Source organism: Leucobacter holotrichiae (assembly GCF_055791005.1).
In genome coordinates this window covers 22,553-41,902 of the sequence record NZ_JBVUAC010000010.1, presented here as the reverse complement: position 1 = coordinate 41,902, position 19,350 = coordinate 22,553, and the positions used below count along the sequence as shown (strand labels likewise).

Sequence of the window (19,350 nt, the reverse complement as noted above, 5' to 3'; positions counted from 1 at the left end):
CCTGCTGGCGGTCGCGGGTTCGGCATCGGCGGATCCCGAACCCGCGACCCAGCACCGCACTGCGTCGCACCGCCACGCAACGCAACGCAGAAGGGCGCCCCGGTCGCATGACCGGGGCGCCCTTCGCCGTCCGCGGGTGGGGCGCTCAGCCAGCGAGCCGCCTCCGCCTGACCTCAGTCGAGCAGCAGCGCCGGCTCCTCGAGCACCGAGGCCACGTCGGCCACGAAGCGGGAGATCACGTCGCCGTCGACGATGCGGTGATCGAACGAGCCGCCGACCGTCGTCACCATCCGCGGCCGCACCTCGCCGTCGACCACCCACGGCTTCTCCCGGATGGTGCCCATCGCCATGATGGCGCACTCGCCCGGGTTGAGGATGGGGGTGCCGAAGTCCATGCCGAAGACGCCGATGTTGGTGATCGTGATCGTGCCGTTCTGCATCTGAGCCGGTTGCGTGCGTCCATCGCGGGCGGTGATGGTGAGCTGCTCGATCGCCTTCGCGAGGTCGAGCAGGCTGAGATCCTGCGCGTCCTTGACGTTGGGCACGATGAGGCCGCGCGGCGTCGCCGCCGCGATGCCGAGATTGACGAAGTTGTGACGGATGATCTCGGTCTCGGTGAACGTCGAGTTGACCTCGGGGTTGCGTCGCACCGCCCACAGCATCGCCTTCGCGAAGATGAGCAGGGGCGAGACCTTGACGCCGGCGAAGTCGGTGGAGCTCTTCAGGCGCTTCACGAACTCCATGGTGCGTGTGGCGTCGACGTCGGTGAAGACGCTCACGTGGGGCGCATCGTTGGAGCTCGCGACCATCGCCTGTGCGGTCATCTTGCGCACGCCCTTCAGCGGGATCCGCTCCTCGCGCGCCGCCGTCGCCTCCGGCACCGGGGTGGAGATGTTGCGGAAGAGGCTGGCCTGCGTCGCCTGCCGCACCACGTCGTCGCGAAGGATCTCCCCCGCGATCCCCGTGCCCGTGACCTGGGCGAGATCCACGCCGAGGTCCTTCGCGAGCTTGCGGATCGGAGGCTTCGCGAGGATCGGGGACGCGTCGGCGACCGGGATAGACGCCTGCGCCCTGGGCGACCCGTCCAGCAGCGGTTCGCCGCCTCGGCGGCGACGCGACTTCACCGAACCGCCGGTACCGTAGCCGACGAGCACGGCACCGCCCTCGTCCTCCCGCTCCACGCTGCCCGCCGCGTCGGCGACCGCCTCACGGGTCTCATCGTCTTCGCGCTGCGGCTCGGCGACCGGTGACGCGGGTGCTGCCGCGTCGCCCCCGGCTGCGTCGGTGGTGACGCGCAGGATCGGATCGCCCACGGGCACCGTCTGCCCGACCTCGGCGAGCAGCTCGGTGACCGTTCCCGTGAACGGCGAGGGCAGTTCGACGAGCGACTTCGCGGTCTCGATCTCGCAGATGACCTGGTTGAGCTCGACGGTGTCGCCGGGCGCGACGTGCCAGGTGACGATCTCGGCCTCGGTCAGACCCTCGCCCACGTCGGGAAGGGGGAACGTCATCTCGCTCATGGTTGCTCCTGGGATTCGAAGTGAGGTCTAGTAGTGCATCGTGCGGTCGACGGCCTCGAGCACTCGATCGGCGTCGGGGAGGTAGAGGCCCTCGAGTCGCGCGGGCGGGAAGGGCACGTCGTAGCCCGAGACCCGCAGCACCGGCGCCTGCAGCGAGTAGAAGGCGTGCTCGGCGACGTGCGCCGCGATCTCGCTGCCCACGCTCGCCCCGCCCTGGGCCTCCTGCGCGACGACCAGTCGGCCGGTCTTGCGCACCGACTCGAGCAGCGGCTCGTAGTCGATGGGAGAGAGGCTGCGCAGGTCGACCACCTCGAGGCTGGTGCCCTCGGCCTGCGCGACCTCGGCCGCCTGCAGCAGGGTCGTGACCATCGCGCCGTGGCCGACGACGGTGCAGTCGGTGCCCGAGCGGGCCACGCGGGTGCGGTGCAGCTCGGCGGAGGGGGCTGCCGGATCGACCTCGCCCTTCTGCCAGTACTTCGCCTTGGGTTCGAAGAAGAGCACCGGATCGGACGATTGGATCGCCTGCTGGATCATCCAGTACGCGTCGTTGGGAGTGGAGGGCGCGACGACGCGCAGGCCCGGCGTGTGAGCGAAGTAGGCCTCGGGGCTCTCCTGGTGGTGCTCGACTGCGCCGATATGCCCGCCGTAGGGTACGCGGATCACGACCGGCATCGAGACGGTGCCGTCGTGCCGATTGGTGAACTTCGCGAGCTGGGTGACGATCTGGTTGAAGGCCGGGAAGATGAAGCCGTCGAACTGGATCTCGATGACGGGGCGGTACCCGCGCATGGCGAGACCGATCGCGCTGCCCACGATGCCGGCCTCGGCGAGCGGGGTGTCGAGCACGCGCGCCGACCCGAACTCGGCCTGCAGCCTGTCGGTGACGCGGAACACACCGCCGAGCGGGCCGATGTCCTCGCCCATCAGCAGCACGCGGTCATCGGCCGCCATCGCCGCACGCAGGCCCTCGTTGATGGCGCGGGCGAACGGCAGTGTGGTGCGCTCGGTGAGCGTGGGGACGCCGCTCATTCTGCTGCTCCTTCCGAGAACGAGGACTCGTAGCGTTCGAGCCACTGCCGCTGCTCTTCGATGCGCGGGTGGGGTTCGGAGTAGACGTGGGCGAACATCGAGTCGGCCTCGGGAATCGGCAGGCGCAGGATTTCGTCGCGGATCCGCTTCGCCTCGCGATCCGCCTCCCCGCGCACCTCCTCGAAGAAGTCGTCTGCGACCCCCTGGGCTCGCAGGTACTGCTCCAGGCGCGCGATGGGGTCACGCTGCTGCCACTGCTCGAGCTCGCCGGCCTCACGGTAGCGGGTGGGATCGTCGCTCGTGGTGTGCGCGCCGATGCGGTACGTGAGGGCCTCGATGTAGCCGGGTCCCTGGCCCTCGCGCGCGAGGCGCAGGAAGCGGCGGCCCACGGCGTACGCGGCCAGGGGGTCGTTGCCGTCGATCTGCACGGCACGCAGGCCGAAGCCGAGCGCACGCCGGTAGAGCGGGGTGCGCGACTGCCGGGTGACGGGCACCGAGATCGCCCACCGGTTGTTCTGCACGACGAAGACCTCGGGGGTCTGGTAGCTGGCGGCGAAGATCATCGACTCGTTGGCGTCGCCCTGACTGGAGGTACCGTCGCCGTAGAAGACCATGGTGGCCTCACCGGTAGCGGTGCCGGGTTCGCCCGCGTCGAGCGACGTGTCGGCGCTGCGCATCTTGGCGTCGAGCACCTGGCCGAGCGCGTAGCCGGTGGCGTGCTGGGTCTGCGCGCCGAGCACGAGCGTGTAGAGGTGGAAGTTGCCGTTCGCGGGGTCGGTCACGTCCCAGCCGCCGTGGGTGAGACCGCGGAACAGCGCGGCGACCTTCACCAGCGGCACGCCTCTGATCTGCGCGATCGCGTGCTCGCGGTATGCCGGGAAGATGGTGTCCTGCGGCTCGGCCGCGCGACCGAGACCGACCTGGCAGCCCTCCTGCCCCACACTGGGCACCCACAGTGCGAGCTGCCCCTGCCGCTGCAGGTGCGTGCACTCGGTGTCGAAGGCACGGGTCGAGACCATGTCGCGGTACCACTGCTTGAAGTCGTCGAGCCCCACGGACGCGAGCTCGTCGGCGAATTCGGCCGCGGAGGCCGAGGGCGCGTAATCGCCCGCCTCGTCGAGGAAGCGGATCGGCTCGGGATCCGCCCCACCGTGCAGCGGGCCGTAGGTCGTGTGTTCGCTCATCCCGACCCAGTGTAATGAGCGCCCCCGACACTGCGCGGATATATCGCGGCATGGGGCGGTTCGCGATCCCCGAGGCGCGCCCGCCCTCTCCCTTCCTGTGGTCGAGGTGACGCTTACAGCCCCTGCTCGCGCCGGCCAAGGGCAAGACGCGTCATCTCGATCGAGGCCGGTCTGCCGCTCAGTCGCCTCAGCCGGCCAGGAACCCGCGCACCACGCGCAGCACCTCGTCGAGGCTCTCCGCCTCGCCGGCCGAGATGCGGACGCCGTGGCCCGCGAACGGGCGCACCAGGGTGCCGGCCTCGGCGAAGGCGGCGGCGAGCGCCTGCGAGTCGGCGATCCCGCCGCGCTCGCCCCCCTCTGGGATCCACACGAAGTTGCCCTGGGCCTCCGGCACGGCAAGCCCCAGCTCGCGCAGGCCCGCGGCGAGCGCGTCTCGGCGCCGCACGATCTCCGCGATCCGCTCCGCGTGCACCGTGCGGGCCTCGGACGTCAGCGAGGCAAGGGCCGCGCTCTCGGCGATGCCGGTGACCGAGAGCGGGATCCCCACACTCGCCGCGGCCGAGAGGATCGCGGGGTGCCCGACGCCGTAGCCGATGCGCAGCGCGGCGAGGCCGTACGCCTTCGAGAAGGTGCGCAGCACGACGACGTTCGGATGATCCCGCAGCACGTCCTCGCCGCGCACCGCCTCGGGGTCGGTGACGAACTCGCGGTAGGCCTCGTCGAGCACCACGAGGGTGTCGGAGGGCACGCGCGCCATGAAGCGCTCGAACTCGGCGCGGCGGATCGCGGGGCCCGTCGGGTTGTTGGGCGTGCAGAGCAGGATCACGCGCGTGCGATCGGTGATCGCCGCCGCCATGGCGTCGAGGTCGTGCTCGGCGCCCGCGGTCAGCGGCACCGCCACGCCGGAGGCGCCGGAGGCGAGACCGAGCGCGGGATACGCCTCGAAACTCGGCCACGCGTAGAGGTACTCGTCTCCGCTGCCGGCTGCGGCGTGCACCAGCTGGTAGAGGATCGCCACGGACCCCGCTGCGAGGTGCACGTGGTCGAGGCTCACCCCGAACTCGCCCGCGAGGCCGGCCCGCAGCTCGGGCATGGCCGCCGCCGCGTACCGGTTCGACTCCTCCGAGCGCCGGGCGATCGCCTCGAGCACGCCGGGCAGGGGCGAGAACGGGTTCTCGTTGCTCGACAGCTTGAACCCCGGTTTCGTGGGCGTCGCCCCCTGCCGATACGCGGGCGTGGCGAGCACGTCTGCACGGATGCGAACGGGAGGCGCGGCGTTTTCGCTCATGAAGCGCCATTCTAGTGAGTGCGGCGAAAACGCTCGGCTGATCCGATGCTCCGAGTGGCAGACTGGATCCATGCGCACCATCGTCCGCGTTCTCGTCAGCGCCTTCGCCCTGTGGCTCACCACGCTCATCGTCGGCGGCAGCGGCGCCCACGGCGTGTGGATCGAGCCCATCAGCGACGTTCCGGCCGAGCCTGCAGCCGATTACCGCATCGGCTACATCATCACCCTGCTGCTGGTCGCGCTCGTGTTCGGGCTCGTGAACGGCACGCTCGGCAAGGTAGTGCGCTTCGTATCGATCCCGCTCTACATCATCACGCTCGGCCTATTCGGCTTGATCGTGAACGGATTCCTGTTCGCCGTCGTGGCCTGGCTCTCCGATCTCGCGGGCTTCGGGCTTCGTATCGAGACCTTCTGGTGGGGCGTGCTCGCGGCCCTGGTCATGTCGATCCTGTCGGGACTGATGAACGCGTTGCTCGGCACCGGCAAGAAGAAGGACCGCTGAGCCCTACTCCTCTTCCGCGGGCGCGCGGTCGCGCAGATGCTCTTCCAGCTTCTGCGCGGCCCCCAGGATGTGCTCGCGGGTGAGGCGGGACGCGAGTTCCCCGTCCCCCTCCCGCACCGCCTCGAGGAGTTCCTCATGCTCTTCCCGGGTCGGGTTAGCGTAGTCGCCCAGACGCAGCACGGTGTGAAAACGCGCAGCGCGGCGCATCTGCTCCACGGCGGCGTTGCGGAGCTGGTCGTACGGGCACGGTGCGATCAGCGCAGAATGGAAGCGGACGTTCAGCGCGGCGAAATCTTCCTCTCCGGCGCCCATCGATTCCATGCACTGACCCGCTTCTCGCAAGGATCGCTCATCGTGATGCACGGTCGCATGGCGGATGGCGTCGCCTTCGAGCGCGGCGCGCAGCGCAGCGGTCTCACGCACCTCTCCTGAGGTCAGCAGAGGCACGAACGGGCCGATGTGCGGGCTCCGTTCGAGCCACCCCTCGCCGATGAGGCGGTCCACCGCCTCCCGGATGGGAACCTTGCTCACTCCGAAGGCCGCGGCGAGCTGGTCGATGACCAGTCGCTCGCCCGGACGGAGAGAGCCGTCGAGGATTCGTGCTCGCAACTCCTCGTAGGCGAGCTGGCCCTTGGTCCGGTACCCGACCAACCCGTCCATCTTCGTGCTCCGCTCACTTGAACCCGACTGTTCAGCGAATATCGTATCCGATTTCCTTGACACTGCATCAATGCTGGAATATCGTATCCGATATCTATTTCCTCCTTCGAAAGCGAGTCCTCATGTCCGAACTGCAGATCTACGTCGCCGGCGAGATCGTGGCCGCCTCCGAAGCGAAGGTCTCGGTCTTCGACGCAGGTTTTCAATCTGGCGATGCAGTCTGGGAAGGTCTACGCGTCTACGATGGCGTCGTGCTGCGCCTCGATGACCACCTCACCCGGCTCGAGGATTCCGCCAAGGCGCTGAGGATCACCCTCCCGAACACGCGCGCAGAGATCGCGAACGCCATCTCTGCGACGCTCGAGGCTAACGACTTCACGCACGACACCCACATCCGCCTGATGTGCACCCGCGGCGCGCGCAGCACGTCGGGCATGGATCCCCGCAACGCTCCGGCAGCCGGAACGCTGGTCATCATCGCAGAGCAGAAGCCGGTCCCCGAGAACCCGACGCCCCAGCGCCTGCGCACCGCGAGCATCCGACGCCCCTACCCGCACGTCGTCGACCCCGGCATCCACCACTCCAACCAGCTGAACTCGATTCTCGCGCGTCTCGAAGTCTGGAACGATCCGAACGTCGACGCCGCCCTCATGCTCGATGCGGACGGCTTCGTCGCAGAGGCGGACACCGCCAACATCTTCTGCGTCGTCGACGGGAAGCTGCGCACGCCTTTCGCCAACGCTTGTCTCCACGGCATCACCCGCGGCACGGTGCTGGAGGAGGCGCGCCGGCTCGGCCTCGAAGTCGCCGAGGAGCGCCTCTCGCTCTTCGAGTTCTACCGCGCCGACGAGGTTTTCGTCACCGGGACCGTCTGCGAGCTCGTCCCGGTGGTGGAGATCGACGGGCGCACGATCGGTACCGGTGAGCCCGGTCCGGTTTGGCGCCGTCTGCTCGACGCGTACCGTGCCCATGTCAAGGCCGACGTATCTTCGCGCAGGCACAGCGCCTGACCCATCCCCCGAAGACCCTCAAAGGTGAGGAAACCATGACAGCGAACCACACCCACGCAGAGCAATCCCATTCGAAAGCGGGTCGCGCGCGGCTGATATCGGCGGTGCTGTCTCTGGCCGCGGTCACCGCCGTACTCGTCATCGGACTCGTCGTCCTGAAGGCCCCGCTACCGCTCATGATGGCGGCCGCCTTCCTGCTGGCTCTCGGGCTCGCACGCCTGCACCGCGTCACCTACGACACCGCCGAGGAGGCCAGCTTCGAGATGATCAAACGCGGCCTGCAGCCGCTGCTCATCTTCGTCGCGGTGGGAGCGCTGATCTCGGCGTGGATCATGTCGGGAACAGTCCCCTCGATGATCTACTACGGTCTCCAGCTGATCCACCCCACCTGGTTCCTGCCGGCCGCCCTGATTCTGAGCGCCATCGCGAGCCTCGTCAACGGCACCAACTTCGGCACCGTGGCGACAGTCGGCGTCGCGTTGATGGGTGTTGCGATCCCCATGGGCATTCCGCCGGGCATCGCAGCGGGCGCGATCCTCTGCGGAGCGGTATTCGGCGACAAGATGTCGCCGCTGTCGGACACGACCGTCATGGCCCCGGCCCTCGCCGGCTCGAAGCTGATCCCGCACATCAAGCACATGTTCTGGACCACCGTGCCCGCGATCGTGATCAGCCTCGCGATCTTCACGGTGATCGGGTTCCAGTACGGGCAGAGCTCCGCCGGGACGGAACAGGTCGCCGAGGTCAGCGCGGGCCTGCAGGATCTCTTCCACATCGGCTGGATCCCACTCCTCCCGCCGACAGTGGTGCTCGTCCTGCTCGTCCTCAGGATGCCCGCCTTTCCCGCGATCGCCATCGGCGCCATTCTCGGCGCAGTGGTCGCGGTGGCGGTCCAGGGCTACCCCGCTGCCGACGTCGCCGCCGCGATGTGGAACGGCTTCACCCCGCCCGAGGACATCGGCGCGCTCGGGCAGCTACTCTCCGGCGGCGAAACGGGCGGTGCCCTCAAAATGCTCGGTCTCGCATCGATCGTCGTGTTCGCGCTGGGAATCGCAGGGGCGTTCACGTCGGCCGGCATCATGCAGGCGCTGCTCGACTCGATCGCGCCGAAACTGGACACTCCGCGGAAACTTGTTCCGGCGACCATCATCATCACCTTCCTGCTCAACATGCTCGGCGGCGCCGTCAACTTCGCGGTCTCCATGGGCGCGACGTTCATGCGCCCGCTGTACGAGCGGCTGGAGCTCGCGCCGAAGAACCTCTCCCGCGCTATCGAGGACAGCGGCACGATGACCGGCCCCCTCATCCCCTGGAACGCGACCGCGGTCTTCACGGCCGGCGCCCTGGGGGTCGCATATATCGACTACCTCCCCTTCGCGTTCTTCTGCTTCCTCTGCCCGATCTTCTCGCTGTTCTACGGGATCACCGGCTTCACCATCCCACGCACTGATCAGGTCCCGCAGGACTCCCTTACCCCGACAGAGGCGATCCGGGTCATCGAGTCGGGCCGCTTCGACCGTTGAACCCCGTGAAAAGAGGTCGTGCAGGGAGATGATCTCGTCATTCTGCGTGCAGTCGCAGAATCCAGTCTGAGATCCTGCATGTCAGCACGGGGCAGGTCTCGAGCAGCGTGTGCTCGGGCACGAGCAGGGCAGAAGCACTCGGGCGATGGATGTCAGTGGTCTCGGGCAGACTGGGCGCATGAACACCGCCGATCCGATCCGCCCCTTCCATGTCAGCTTCGTCTGCTCCGGCAACATCTGCCGCTCCCCCATGGGCGAGGTGATCTTCCGTGCGATGGCCGAGCAGGCCGGCGTCGCCGAGCGCTTCGTCGTCACGTCTCGCGGCACGCACGGCTACCACGTCGGCGAGCCCGCCGATCCGCGCACCCTCACCGCCCTCGCCGCGGCCGGCTACGACGGCAGCGCGCACCGCGCAGCGCAGGTCTCCCCCGCCGACATCGCGGATCACGACCTGCTGATCGCACTCGATCGCGGCCACGAGCGCCGCCTGCGCGAACTCGGTGCCGATCCCGAACGCCTCTCCCTGCTCACGGTCCACGATCCCGCTCGCCCCGGCGACCCCGACGTCTTCGACCCGTACTACTCCGATCAGCACGCCTTCCATCAGGTGCTCGAGCAGATCGAGCGCAGCTGCACCGCGCTGCTCGAGCACCTCACCCGCCGGGCCTGAGGCGCCCGGCCTGAGGCGCCCGGCCGAGCACCGATCGGCACTCGAGGATCGTGCTGCGGTGCCACACCTCGGCACCGCAGCACGATGCCGACCGGCCCGCCGGCGGCGAGGCTGGAGGACATGAACGATTTTATCCTCCACGCGCAGGGACTCACCAAGGACTACGGGGCGACACGAGCGCTCGCGGGCGTCTCGCTCGGTTTCGTCGAGGGCACCTCGACCGCGATCATGGGCGCCTCGGGGTCGGGCAAGACGACCCTGCTGCACACGCTCGCGGGCATCATCGCGCCCGACGCGGGCGCCGTCGACTACGCCGGCTCCCGGATCACCGCGCTCGGCGACGCCGACCGCAGCAAGCTGCGCCGCGAGCACTTCGGCTTCGTGTTCCAGCAGGGCCTGCTCGTGCCCGAGCTCACCGCGATCGAGAATGTGGCCCTCGCGCTCATGCTGACCGGCAGGAGCAAGCGGGAGTCGCTGCCCTACGCCGCCTCCTGGCTCGCGGCGCTCGGTCTGCAGGGACTCGAGGAGCGCAGGATCGGCGAGCTCTCGGGCGGCCAGGCGCAGCGCGTCGCGATCGCCCGCGCACAGGTCACCGGGGCGCGCATCGTCTTCGCCGACGAGCCGACGGGCGCCCTCGACTCCGCGACCTCGGCGGAGGTCATGCACGAGCTCACCTCCACGACCGTGGGGCAGGGGCGCACCCTGGTGCTCGTCACCCACGACCCGAACGTCGCAGCGCAGTGCCAGCGAGTCGTCGAGATGCGCGACGGGCGGATCGTGCGCGACGAGTGGGCGGGATCCCAGTCCGGGGCGGTGCAGCGATGATCGGGCGCGTCTTCTGGTTGCTCTCCCGGCCCTCGGCGCAGGGCGGGATCACACTGCTGCTACCGGCGATCGCCTTCGCGTGCGTGACCGCGCTGCTCGGCATCGTGCTCGGCGGCGCCCAGACCTTCTGGACCTACACCGACGAGTTCGGCTTCCTCTACCAGGCGCTCGCGGTCATCGCACTCGTGCTGCTGCTCGTGCCGCTCGCCTCGCTCGGCGGCGCTGCGGCGAGGCTGTCGGTGCGGCGACGCGACGATCGCCTGGCGGTGCTGCGGCTGCTCGGCGCGACGGGATCTCAGGTCGCGGTCATCGCCGTGCTCGAGGCCGCAGCCGTCGCCCTCGTCGGCGCGTTCGCCGGGATCCTGCTCTCCTACGCCGCCTCACCGCTCATCGGCCTCATCCACTTCCGCGGCGAGCCCCTGGGCGCCGGCGCGGCGCTCCACCCCGTCGCTGCCCTGTGCGTCGTACTCGGCGTCACCCTCATCGCGATCGCGAGCTCGGTGATCAGCCTGCGCCGCGTGGCGATCTCGCCGCTCGGCGTCGCCCTCAAGCAGGGAGCGCCGAAGCTGTCGTGGTTGCGCCTGCTCATCGCGGTCGTGGTCATCGGCGGCGGCGCCCTGATGATCGGAAATCTCGGCGTCTTCGACCCCGCGTTCGTCTCGCCGGTGCTGGTGATCGGGATCATCTTCGGCGGCACCCTGGCGGTGCTCGGCGTCGTGGGCCCCTGGCTGATCGGCGTGCTGGGTCGCGGCAAGGCCAGACGCGCGCAGGATCCGCAGGGGCTGCTCGCGGCCCGGCTGATCCTCGACTCCCCCAAGGCCGCCTGGCGTCAGGTCTCGGGTGTCGCGATGGCGAGCTTCATGGCGGTGTTCGCCGGATCGGGAATGGCGATGATGGGCTCCGTAGACGAGGCCGACCTGGCCCAGCCGAGCATGGATCCCTCGGCCGTCTTCCTCCCCGCCGATATCCGCACCGGCATCCTCATCACCGTCATCGGCGCGTTCCTCACCGTCGCCTGCTCGGTCGGCGTCGGACAGGCCGCGCACATCCTCGACCGGCGAGACGTGATCCGATCCCTCGACATGCTCGGCACGCCCCTCGAGACCCAGGACTCGGCCAGGCACGGCTCGGTGATGCTGCCGCTGCTGCTCGCGGCGCTCGGCTCCGCCGGCGTGGCCGCGGTCGTCACACTGCCGATCCTCGGCATCGCGATCATCTTCGCCCCGCTCTCGGTCGGGATCGTCTTCGCGTCGATCGCTGCGGGCATCCTGCTCGTGAAGGCGGGTCTCACGGCGACGCGGCCGCTGCTGCGCTCCGTAGCCGCCGCAGTGTGACTCCGGTCCTCGTCCCTTCGGCGAGTTCGGGAGGCGAGGCGCGTCCCGTTCTTCGGAGCAGGCCGCTCTTTCGGATCGGAGCCGGGGATCGGATGCGAAAGAGCGGCCTGCTCCGAAGGATGGGCGGCCCGCGCCCCACGTGGAAGAATGGGAGGCGGCCCGCGATCCGAACCACCGAGAGGCACCCATGACCCCGCTCCCCCCGCAGCCCATCAGCCCCCTCGACGGCCGCTACCGCGCGGCCGTCGCCGATCTCGGCGATACGCTCTCCGAGGCCGGGCTCAACAAGGCGCGGGTGCACGTCGAGGTCGAGTGGATCGCGTACCTCACCGAGCACTCGCTGTTGGGCGGCACCCCGCTCGATCCATCGCAGCTCGCGACGCTGCGCGCCTGGGCCGCGAACTTCGGACAGGCCGAGATCGACCAGCTCGCCGAGACCGAGAAGACCACGCAGCACGACGTCAAGGCCGTGGAGTACCTCGTGCGCGGCAAACTCGACGAGATGGATCTCGGCCGCCTCGCCGAGCTCACCCATGTGTGCTGCACGAGCGAGGACATCAACAACCTCTCGTACGCGCTCACCGTCAAGCAGGCGATCGCCGACGTGTGGCGTCCTCGCTTCGAGAAGGTGATCGCCGAGCTCGCCCGCCAGGCCGAGCAATACCGCGAGCTGCCCATGATGAGCCGTACGCACGGCCAGCCTGCCACGCCGACCACACTCGGCAAGGAGCTCGCCGTGTTCGTGCACCGCCTTGAGCGGCAGCTCAACCAGATCGACGACGTCGAGTACCTCGGCAAGTTCTCGGGCGCCACCGGCACCTTCGCCGCGCACCTCGCCGCCGATCCCTCGGTCGACTGGGCAGCGGTGTCGCAGGAGTTCGTCGAGGGCCTCGGTCTCGATTGGAACCCGCTCACCACGCAGATCGAGTCGCACGACTGGCAAGCCGAGCTCTACACGCGGATCGCCCACGCGAACCGCATCCTGCACAACCTCGCGACCGACATCTGGAGCTACATCTCCATCGGCTACTTCCGCCAGATCCCCGTCGCCGGCGCCACGGGCTCCTCGACGATGCCGCACAAGGTGAACCCGATCCGCTTCGAGAACGCCGAGGCCAACCTCGAGCTGTCGAACGCTCTGCTGGATTCGCTGGCCGCCACGCTTGTCACGAGCCGCTGGCAGCGCGACCTCACCGACTCCTCGGCGCAGCGCAACATCGGCGTCGCACTCGGTCACTCGGTGCTCGCGCTCGACAACATCCTCAAGGGCCTCGGTCAGATCGACGCCGCTCCCGAGGTGCTCGCGGCGGATCTCGACGCCAACTGGGAGGTGCTCGGCGAGGCGATCCAGACCGTGATCCGCGCCGAGGTGACCGCCGGGCGCTCGACCATTAAGGATCCCTACGCCGCCCTCAAGGAACTCACCCGCGGGCGCCGGATCGGCCAGGCCGAACTCATCGAGTTCGTGCAGGGGCTCGAGATCGGCGACGAGGCGAAGCAGCGGCTGCTCGCCCTGACGCCCGCGACTTACGTGGGCGATGCGGGGCGCCTCGTGGACTTCCTGCAACGGTAGGCACGGGCGGCGCTGCCCGCCGGTTCCACGTGAAACCGCCCGTGCCCCTGGGGTGCGGGCGGTTTTTGCTTCCTGAGCCCACGACCGCCCCCTTGAGATAAGGATTTCGCACGCCGTACCGCGATCCGGCGTGCAAGATTCGTATCTCGGCGTAGCCGGTGGCGCGCTCACGGTGCGACACTGTTCGGGTGAGCGGTTTGAACACCGAGCATCGCGGATCCGATTCGGTGCGCAGGCCGGAGACGACCCCTCACTAGTGGATCTACCGGGACAGGGATCGGCGCTCGGGATCGTGTTCGCGCACGGCACTGCACTGCAGACCGCGATCCATCAGATCGAACGCGCGCGGGAGGCGGCGATACTGCTGCAGACCGGCACGTCGATCACCGCGGTGGTCCACGAACTCGGCTACGGACACGATCGACCTCGGCTGGCTCTACAACCGCGCGTTCGTCGATCCGGACGGCCACCACTTCGAGGCCGTCCACCTCGACGCAGCCGCGATGGGCTGATCCCCGACCAGTTCCCGGCATGGGTCGGATCCCTACCGTTATCGCTTCGAGCGGCGGATTTTGCACGTCAGACCGCGATCCGGCGTGCAAAATCCGCCTCTCGGCGCAGTCGGTGCCGAGTTCGCGCCGCCCGCACCCGAGACCCCGCCCTTGGCGCTTCGGAGCGATATGTGCCAGAGTGGCCGGAGGAAACATCCGATGAAAGGACGCCTGTGCCCGAGCAGCAGATCCCGGCCGCCGATCGATTCGCCCGCGAGCGGATGCGCCACCGCTTCACCGCCCGAGAGGTCGCTGTTACCGCGGTGAGCTCCCCGGCCGAGCCCTTCATCCGCATCACGCTTTCGGGCCCCGACCTGCACGACTTCGTGTCAGACGGGCCTGCGGATCACGCCAGGCTCTTCTTCCCCCACCCGATCACGGGCGAACTCGTCGCTCCCACCCCGGTCGGCCCCGGCGAGGACGGGATCGTGCGCCCCGAAGCTCCGATGTTCCCCCGCGACTTCACCCCGCTGAACCTTCGCACCGATCCCGAGACGGGCCTGCGCGCTTTCGACGTCGATTTCCTGCAGCACCCGGACCCGGGGCCGGCCTCCGCCTGGGCCGCGAGCGCGAAGCCGGGCGACCGTCTCGTCGTGGTGGGCCCGCGCGGCTCGGTGCGCGCGCCGCAGGGCGCGGACCGCCTGCTGCTGATCGTGGATCCCTCGGCTCTGCCCTCCGCGACCCGCTGGATCGCCGAGGTTCCCGAGCGCACCGAGGTCGAGGTCATCGCCGACGCCTCCCCCGCCGACCTCGAGTGGATCGAGGCCTACCTGCGCGAGCAGAGCGGACGCGAGGTGACGGTCAGCGAAGCCTTCGGCACCCTCGCCGATGCCGCAGCCGATGCGGGCATCGACGAGGGCACCTACCTGTTCGCCGCCGGCGAGGCGAGCCGCCTCATTCCCCTGCGCCGACTGGTGAAGTACGAATACGGGATCCCGCGGGCCCAGTACGCGCTCAGCGGCTACTGGAAGCGCGGCATAGCGAACTTCGACCACCATGCGCCCATCGACCCCGAGGATCCCGAGGACTGAGACGCCCGGCGCGCGCCCTCGACGGTTCCATCGTCCGGGGCGCGCGCTCGCCAGCTCAATGCCACTTGTCGCTGTCGGGGCGCTGCAGATCCTTGCGCGCCTCGAGATCCTCCTGGCTCGGCTTGCCGCCGAGCCCGACCAGTGCGACCATCATCACCGAGACGATGAATGCGACGCCGAGGAAGACGAGGGCGAGCACCCAGTCGCGCGTGGCGAAGAACACGATGCCCCCTGCGAAGACGCCGAGCACCGCGGAGAACCCGAGGAGCTCGAGCGGTCGCAGGCGGTCACGGCGCGACGGGGTCACGGGATCGTGCGGCGCGGGCTCGGTGGGCTCAGTCATCGTCTGCTTTCGGGTCGGTGAGGGGGAGATTCAGTCGGCGTCGGCCGAGGGCTGCTCGGCGGACGCCGCCGGGCTCGCATCGGTCGCGGAGCGGCGCGCATCGGAAGAGCGGCTGTCGAAAGCGGAGATGCCGAGGAAGACACCCGCGATCACCGCGTAGGCGCCGAAGAAACCGAGCACCGCGACCTGGTCTTCACGCGCGAGCAGTGCGAGCAGTGCGAGCAGCACACCCGCCGCTCCCAGCAGTGTCGAATCCTGCCGGCTGCCGGGCTGCACCGCGGCGCCGATGAACTCGAGCAACCCGCTGACGAGCGACCAGACCGCGATGGTCACGGAGAATCCGATCACGGAGCCGCTCAGCGACAGCGCGACGGCCGATGCCACCGCGACGATGCCGAGCAGCAGCGGCAGCATGCTCGGCGCGGATGAGCGGCGCGCATTCCACTCGACCAGGTGCGCGATGCCGATCGCCCCGAGTGCCGCCGCTGAGACGCCCAGATCGAAGCCGAGCTGCTCGTGCATTGTCGCGCTGAACGCGATCGTCATGCCCGCGAGCAGGAGCACGCCGACACGGAGCAGTCTCACGGAGCGGGAGGCGACCTGCGGGGTCGTCGACTCCGCAGCGCTCGATACAGCAGCGGACATGACACCCCTTTTCTTCGTGCTCAAGTCTATCGCCTTCCTCCGCGAACTCGCTGATCGCGCGATCGGCTCTCACACCCCCTGCGGCATGTCCTGGAAGCGGGAGTAGTGACCTTGGAACGCGACCGTGACCGTGCCCGTGGGGCCGTTGCGCTGCTTGGCGAGAATGAAGTCGGCCTCGCCGGCGCGAGGGCTGTCGCGATCACCCACCGCCTCCCGATGGAGCAGGATCACCATGTCGGCGTCCTGCTCGAGCGAGCCCGACTCGCGGAGGTCGCTGATCGCCGGCATCTTATCGGCGCGCTGCTCGGAGGCACGGTTGAGCTGTGACAGCGCGATCACGGGCACGTCGAGCTCCTTCGAGAGCAGCTTGAGCGCGCGCGAGAACTCGCTGACCTCCTGCTGACGGCTCTCGGCCTTCTTGCCGCTCGACAGCAGCTGCAGGTAGTCGATGACCACCATCCTGAGGCCGTGCTGCTGCTTGAGGCGGCGGCACTTGGCGCGGATCTCCACGAGCGTCAGGTTGGGGCTGTCGTCGATGTAGAGCGGCTTCTCGGCGATGCGCGCCTGCGTGGCAGCGAGCTTCTGGAAGTCGCGGTTGTCGAGCGCACCCTTGCGAAGCGTCTGCATCGGGATGGTCGCCTCGGCCGCCAGCAGACGCATCGCGATCTCGGCGCGGCCCATCTCCAACGAGAAGAAGACCGTGGGGGCATCGGCGTGCACAGAGGCATTGCGGGCGACGTCTAGCGCGAGCGTCGACTTACCCATGGCGGGACGCGCCGCGATGATGATCATCTGACCGCCGGCGAAGCCGTTGGTCATCGCGTCGAGCTCGCTGAAGCCGGTCGGCACGCCGAGCATGCCGTCAGCCGCGCCGTTGGCCTTGTTGATCTCGTCGAGCGCGGCGTCGACTGCGAGCGAGAGCGGCACGTAGTCCTCGCCCTGGCTCTCGCCGGTCACGCCGTAGATCTCGGACTGGGCGACATTGACGAGGTCGATTGCTTCGCCCTCGCCCGCATAGCCCATCTGCACGATGCGGGTGCCCGCCTCGACGAGGCGGCGCAGCAGCGCTTTCTCGGCGACGATCTCGGCGTAGAAGCCCGCGTTGGCCGCGGTGGGCACGATGCTCGTCAGCGTGTGCAGGTACTCCGCGCCGCCCGCGCGCTGCAGTTCGCCCGCCTTGGTGAGCTCATCGGTGACCGTGATCACATCGGTCGGCTCGCCCCTCGAGTACAGCGAGAGCACGGCCTCGTAGATGACCTCGTGCTTCGGCACATAGAAATCCGCACCCTTGAGCAGCCCCGTCACGTCGGCGACCGCGTCCTTCGACAGCAGCATGCCGCCCAACGCGCTCTGCTCGGCGAGCAGGTCGTAAGGCGGGGTGCGCTCCTGCCCACGGGCCTCTTCTTCGCTGAACGGATCCGATATTCCCAGGTGTGCGATCGACACTCGACGGCTCCTTATTCGTTGTCCGGGTCTGTTACCCACTGATGAGACACGAGACCCCAGACATTCACGGTACGAGCACCTCGATGACTGCTCAAATGAACGCAGATCCGCCCTGTGGATAACTCGGTGCATAACTTGCCGGTTTGAGCCACATCTTTTCCACATGCTTGGGGACAAGGTGTGGATGACTTGTGCATGAATCCCACCATAATGCCTTTGATCAGGTATTTTAACTTTCCACAGGCAAAAAGTTATTCAAGTTTCAGGTAAAGATTGAGGCTTGTGGGCGCCCTCCAGATGTGGACAACTAGCGGCAAGATCCGCTCCTGTCAAAGCGCCGAGGGCGCCCGCGCGCGCTGCGTTATTCACACCCTGTTCATCGCCCGGATAGCGGACGATTCAGGCCGTGAGATGCAAAAACGGGGCGGGATCCCGAAGGATCGCCGCCCCGTTCGAGCGTCGGGGATCAGCGCTGCGCGATGACCTGCAGCGTCACCTTGGCATCGACGCCCTCGTGCAGGTGCACGACGGCCTCGTACTCGCCGGTGGACTTGATCGTCGGCACCGTGATCTTGCGCTTGTCGACCTCGCCGATGCCGGCCTCGGAGACCGCGGCGGCGACCGCAGCGGGCTTCACCGAGCCGAACAGACGGCCCTCGGCACCGGTCTTCGCGAACAGGCGGATCTTGCCCTCCTGCAGCTTGGCCTTGAGCGCCTGCGCGTCCTCGACCGAAGCAAGCGCGCGCGCCTCGCGGGCGGCGCGGAGCTGTGCGACCTGAGCCTCGCCACCGCGAGTCCAGTGCACCGCGTATCCCTGCGGCACGAGGAAGTTGCGTGCGTAGCCGTTCTTGACGTCAACGACGTCACCGGCGGAACCGAGGCCCTGGACCTCGTTCGTGAGAATTACCTTCGCCATGATGTGTACTCCTTGCGGCTCAGCGGCCGGAGCCGGCGTAGGGGAGGAGCGCCATCTCGCGGGCGTTCTTCACGGCCTTCGCGATCAGTCGCTGCTCCTGCACGGACACGCCGGTGATGCGGCGGGCGCGGATCTTGCCGCGCTCAGAGATGAACTTGCGCAGCGTCGCGACATCCTTGTAGTCGATGACGCCGACGGTCTGCTTCTTCGCGGGTGCGAGGGTCTTGGCGTTCTTACCCCGACCCGGCTTGCGGCCTGCGCCGCTGGACTTGCCTGCCATATTGGTCTCTTTTCGTGATGCGATCCGGTTGCCCGGATCAAGAAGTTTTCTGCCTTAGAAGGGCTGTTCGTCGTCGAAGCCGCCGCCGAAATCGCCTCCGCTGGAGTTGCCGCCCTGACCGGGGTTGGTCCACGGGTTGCTCTCCTGCTGCTGCGCCGCGGGACGACCCCAGCTGCTCTGGCCCTGCGGCTGGTTGGCGTTGCCGCCGCCGAAACCGCCGACCTGCCCGCGCGACTGACCGCGGCTCACCTGGGCGGTGGCGAAGCGGAGCGACGGACCGACCTCCTCGACCTCGAGGTCGAGGGAGGTGCGCTGCTGTCCCTGGTTATCGGTGTAGCTGCGCTGAGTGAGACGGCCCTGCACGATGACGCGCATGCCCTTCGTGAGCGATGCCGCGATGTTATCGGCGTACTCGCCGTACGCGCGGCATCCGAGCCACAGCGGTTCGCCGTCAGACCATTCGCCCGACTGACGGTCGCGCACGCGCGGCGTCGAGGCGATCCGGAAGGTCACCCACGAATTGCCCGCCTGACTGACACGCGGCTCGGGGTCGGCAACGAGGTTGCCGACGACAGTGATCAGCGGCTCGCCGGCCATGAGCTACACGCCCACCTTCGCGGCGGCGCGAGCGGCCTTGGCCTGATCGCGCTTGGCCTGAGCGGCACGCTGGGCGATGAGCTCGTCGGCACGCAGCACCTTGGTGCGCAGCACGGCCTCGGAGAGACCCAGCTGACGGTCGAGCTCTGCGGTCGCCTCGGGGGTCGCAGAGAAGTTCACCACGACGTAGATGCCCTCGGACTGCTTCTTGATCTCGTATGCGAGACGGCGCTTGCCCCAGATGTCGACGTTCTCGATCTCGCCGCCCGCGTTGCGGATGACGCCGAGGAACTTCTCCATGCTGGGGGCCACGGTGCGCTCGTCGATACCCGGATCGAGGATCACCATGAGTTCGTACGGATGCATTACTGACCCACCTCCTTCGGACTTCACGGCCACAGGATTTCTGTGGCAGGAGGGTGT

20 protein-coding genes are annotated in these 19,350 nt (G+C 68.5%); 8 read left to right on the top strand and 12 right to left on the bottom strand.

Going from position 1 to position 19,350, the window contains the following annotated elements; genetic code table 11:
• Window positions 1-173: 173 nt before the first annotated feature.
• The 4 genes from AC0KXF_RS12560 to AC0KXF_RS12545 all read right to left on the bottom strand — a co-directional run bounded on the left by AC0KXF_RS12560 (window position 174) and on the right by AC0KXF_RS12545 (window position 5,021).
• Window positions 174-1,520, bottom strand: coding sequence for a dihydrolipoamide acetyltransferase family protein (locus AC0KXF_RS12560; RefSeq protein WP_223042679.1), 1,347 nt, complete (start codon window positions 1,518-1,520; stop codon window positions 174-176).
• A gap of 27 nt (window positions 1,521-1,547) precedes the next feature.
• Window positions 1,548-2,549, bottom strand: a complete 1,002-nt coding sequence (locus AC0KXF_RS12555) for an alpha-ketoacid dehydrogenase subunit beta (RefSeq protein WP_223042680.1) — start codon at window positions 2,547-2,549, stop codon at window positions 1,548-1,550.
• Complete coding sequence (locus AC0KXF_RS12550; RefSeq protein ID WP_473109500.1) at window positions 2,546-3,733, bottom strand: thiamine pyrophosphate-dependent enzyme; 1,188 nt, start codon at window positions 3,731-3,733, stop codon at window positions 2,546-2,548. Before AC0KXF_RS12550 ends, AC0KXF_RS12555 begins: the two co-directional genes overlap by 4 nt.
• Before the next feature lie 187 nt (window positions 3,734-3,920).
• The gene (locus AC0KXF_RS12545) at window positions 3,921-5,021 is read right to left on the bottom strand and encodes a histidinol-phosphate transaminase (RefSeq protein WP_473109499.1); all 1,101 of its coding nucleotides are present in this window, start codon (window positions 5,019-5,021) and stop codon (window positions 3,921-3,923) included.
• A gap of 70 nt (window positions 5,022-5,091) precedes the next feature.
• Between AC0KXF_RS12545 and AC0KXF_RS12540 the strand changes: the two genes are divergently transcribed.
• Window positions 5,092-5,523 (top strand): phage holin family protein, encoded by a 432-nt coding sequence (locus tag AC0KXF_RS12540; RefSeq protein WP_223042683.1) that lies wholly within the window; start codon window positions 5,092-5,094, stop codon window positions 5,521-5,523.
• 3 nt (window positions 5,524-5,526) lie between these two features.
• Here AC0KXF_RS12540 and AC0KXF_RS12535 read toward each other — a convergent pair whose 3' ends face one another.
• Complete coding sequence (locus AC0KXF_RS12535; protein WP_473109498.1) at window positions 5,527-6,183, bottom strand: GntR family transcriptional regulator; 657 nt, start codon at window positions 6,181-6,183, stop codon at window positions 5,527-5,529.
• Window positions 6,184-6,305: 122 nt separating this feature from the next.
• On the opposite strand from AC0KXF_RS12535, the gene AC0KXF_RS12530 reads away from it, so the two are divergent.
• From AC0KXF_RS12530 to AC0KXF_RS12500, 7 genes are all read left to right on the top strand, one after another.
• Window positions 6,306-7,193 carry an aminotransferase class IV gene (locus AC0KXF_RS12530; protein WP_473109497.1) on the top strand — a complete coding sequence of 296 codons (888 nt, stop codon included), beginning with the start codon at window positions 6,306-6,308 and terminating at the stop codon, window positions 7,191-7,193.
• Window positions 7,194-7,228: 35 nt separating this feature from the next.
• The gene (nhaC, locus tag AC0KXF_RS12525; RefSeq protein ID WP_473109496.1) at window positions 7,229-8,716 is read left to right on the top strand and encodes a Na+/H+ antiporter NhaC; all 1,488 of its coding nucleotides are present in this window, start codon (window positions 7,229-7,231) and stop codon (window positions 8,714-8,716) included.
• Window positions 8,717-8,894: 178 nt separating this feature from the next.
• On the top strand, window positions 8,895-9,386 hold the full coding sequence (locus AC0KXF_RS12520; protein WP_223042686.1) for a low molecular weight protein-tyrosine-phosphatase: 492 nt from the start codon (window positions 8,895-8,897) through the stop codon (window positions 9,384-9,386).
• Between the two features lie 120 nt (window positions 9,387-9,506).
• Window positions 9,507-10,211 (top strand): ABC transporter ATP-binding protein, encoded by a 705-nt coding sequence (locus AC0KXF_RS12515; protein WP_473109495.1) that lies wholly within the window; start codon window positions 9,507-9,509, stop codon window positions 10,209-10,211.
• Window positions 10,208-11,545 (top strand): FtsX-like permease family protein, encoded by a 1,338-nt coding sequence (locus tag AC0KXF_RS12510; protein WP_473109494.1) that lies wholly within the window; start codon window positions 10,208-10,210, stop codon window positions 11,543-11,545. Before AC0KXF_RS12515 ends, AC0KXF_RS12510 begins: the two co-directional genes overlap by 4 nt.
• Window positions 11,546-11,732: 187 nt before the next feature.
• Entirely contained in the window at window positions 11,733-13,118 is a 1,386-nt protein-coding gene (purB, locus tag AC0KXF_RS12505; protein WP_473109493.1) for an adenylosuccinate lyase, read from the top strand.
• Between the two features lie 724 nt (window positions 13,119-13,842).
• Window positions 13,843-14,700, top strand: a complete 858-nt coding sequence (locus AC0KXF_RS12500) for a siderophore-interacting protein (RefSeq protein WP_473109492.1) — start codon at window positions 13,843-13,845, stop codon at window positions 14,698-14,700.
• 55 nt (window positions 14,701-14,755) lie between these two features.
• On the opposite strand, the gene AC0KXF_RS12495 is transcribed toward AC0KXF_RS12500, so the two are convergent.
• The 7 genes from AC0KXF_RS12495 to rpsF form a co-directional block, all read right to left on the bottom strand.
• Complete coding sequence (locus AC0KXF_RS12495; protein WP_473109491.1) at window positions 14,756-15,043, bottom strand: ABC transporter ATP-binding protein; 288 nt, start codon at window positions 15,041-15,043, stop codon at window positions 14,756-14,758.
• Between the two features lie 30 nt (window positions 15,044-15,073).
• Window positions 15,074-15,712 (bottom strand): hypothetical protein, encoded by a 639-nt coding sequence (locus AC0KXF_RS12490; protein ID WP_473109490.1) that lies wholly within the window; start codon window positions 15,710-15,712, stop codon window positions 15,074-15,076.
• A gap of 45 nt (window positions 15,713-15,757) precedes the next feature.
• Window positions 15,758-17,134 (bottom strand): replicative DNA helicase, encoded by a 1,377-nt coding sequence (gene dnaB, locus AC0KXF_RS12485; RefSeq protein WP_223042693.1) that lies wholly within the window; start codon window positions 17,132-17,134, stop codon window positions 15,758-15,760.
• Window positions 17,135-17,600: 466 nt separating this feature from the next.
• Window positions 17,601-18,050 (bottom strand): 50S ribosomal protein L9, encoded by a 450-nt coding sequence (gene rplI, locus AC0KXF_RS12480; RefSeq protein ID WP_223042694.1) that lies wholly within the window; start codon window positions 18,048-18,050, stop codon window positions 17,601-17,603.
• 19 nt (window positions 18,051-18,069) lie between these two features.
• Window positions 18,070-18,330, bottom strand: coding sequence for a 30S ribosomal protein S18 (gene rpsR, locus AC0KXF_RS12475; protein ID WP_017884085.1), 261 nt, complete (start codon window positions 18,328-18,330; stop codon window positions 18,070-18,072).
• 54 nt (window positions 18,331-18,384) lie between these two features.
• Window positions 18,385-18,927, bottom strand: a complete 543-nt coding sequence (gene ssb / locus AC0KXF_RS12470; protein WP_473109489.1) for a single-stranded DNA-binding protein — start codon at window positions 18,925-18,927, stop codon at window positions 18,385-18,387.
• A 3-nt stretch (window positions 18,928-18,930) separates the two neighbouring features.
• Complete coding sequence (gene rpsF / locus AC0KXF_RS12465) at window positions 18,931-19,293, bottom strand: 30S ribosomal protein S6 (RefSeq protein WP_473109488.1); 363 nt, start codon at window positions 19,291-19,293, stop codon at window positions 18,931-18,933.
• Window positions 19,294-19,350: the final 57 nt, after the last annotated feature.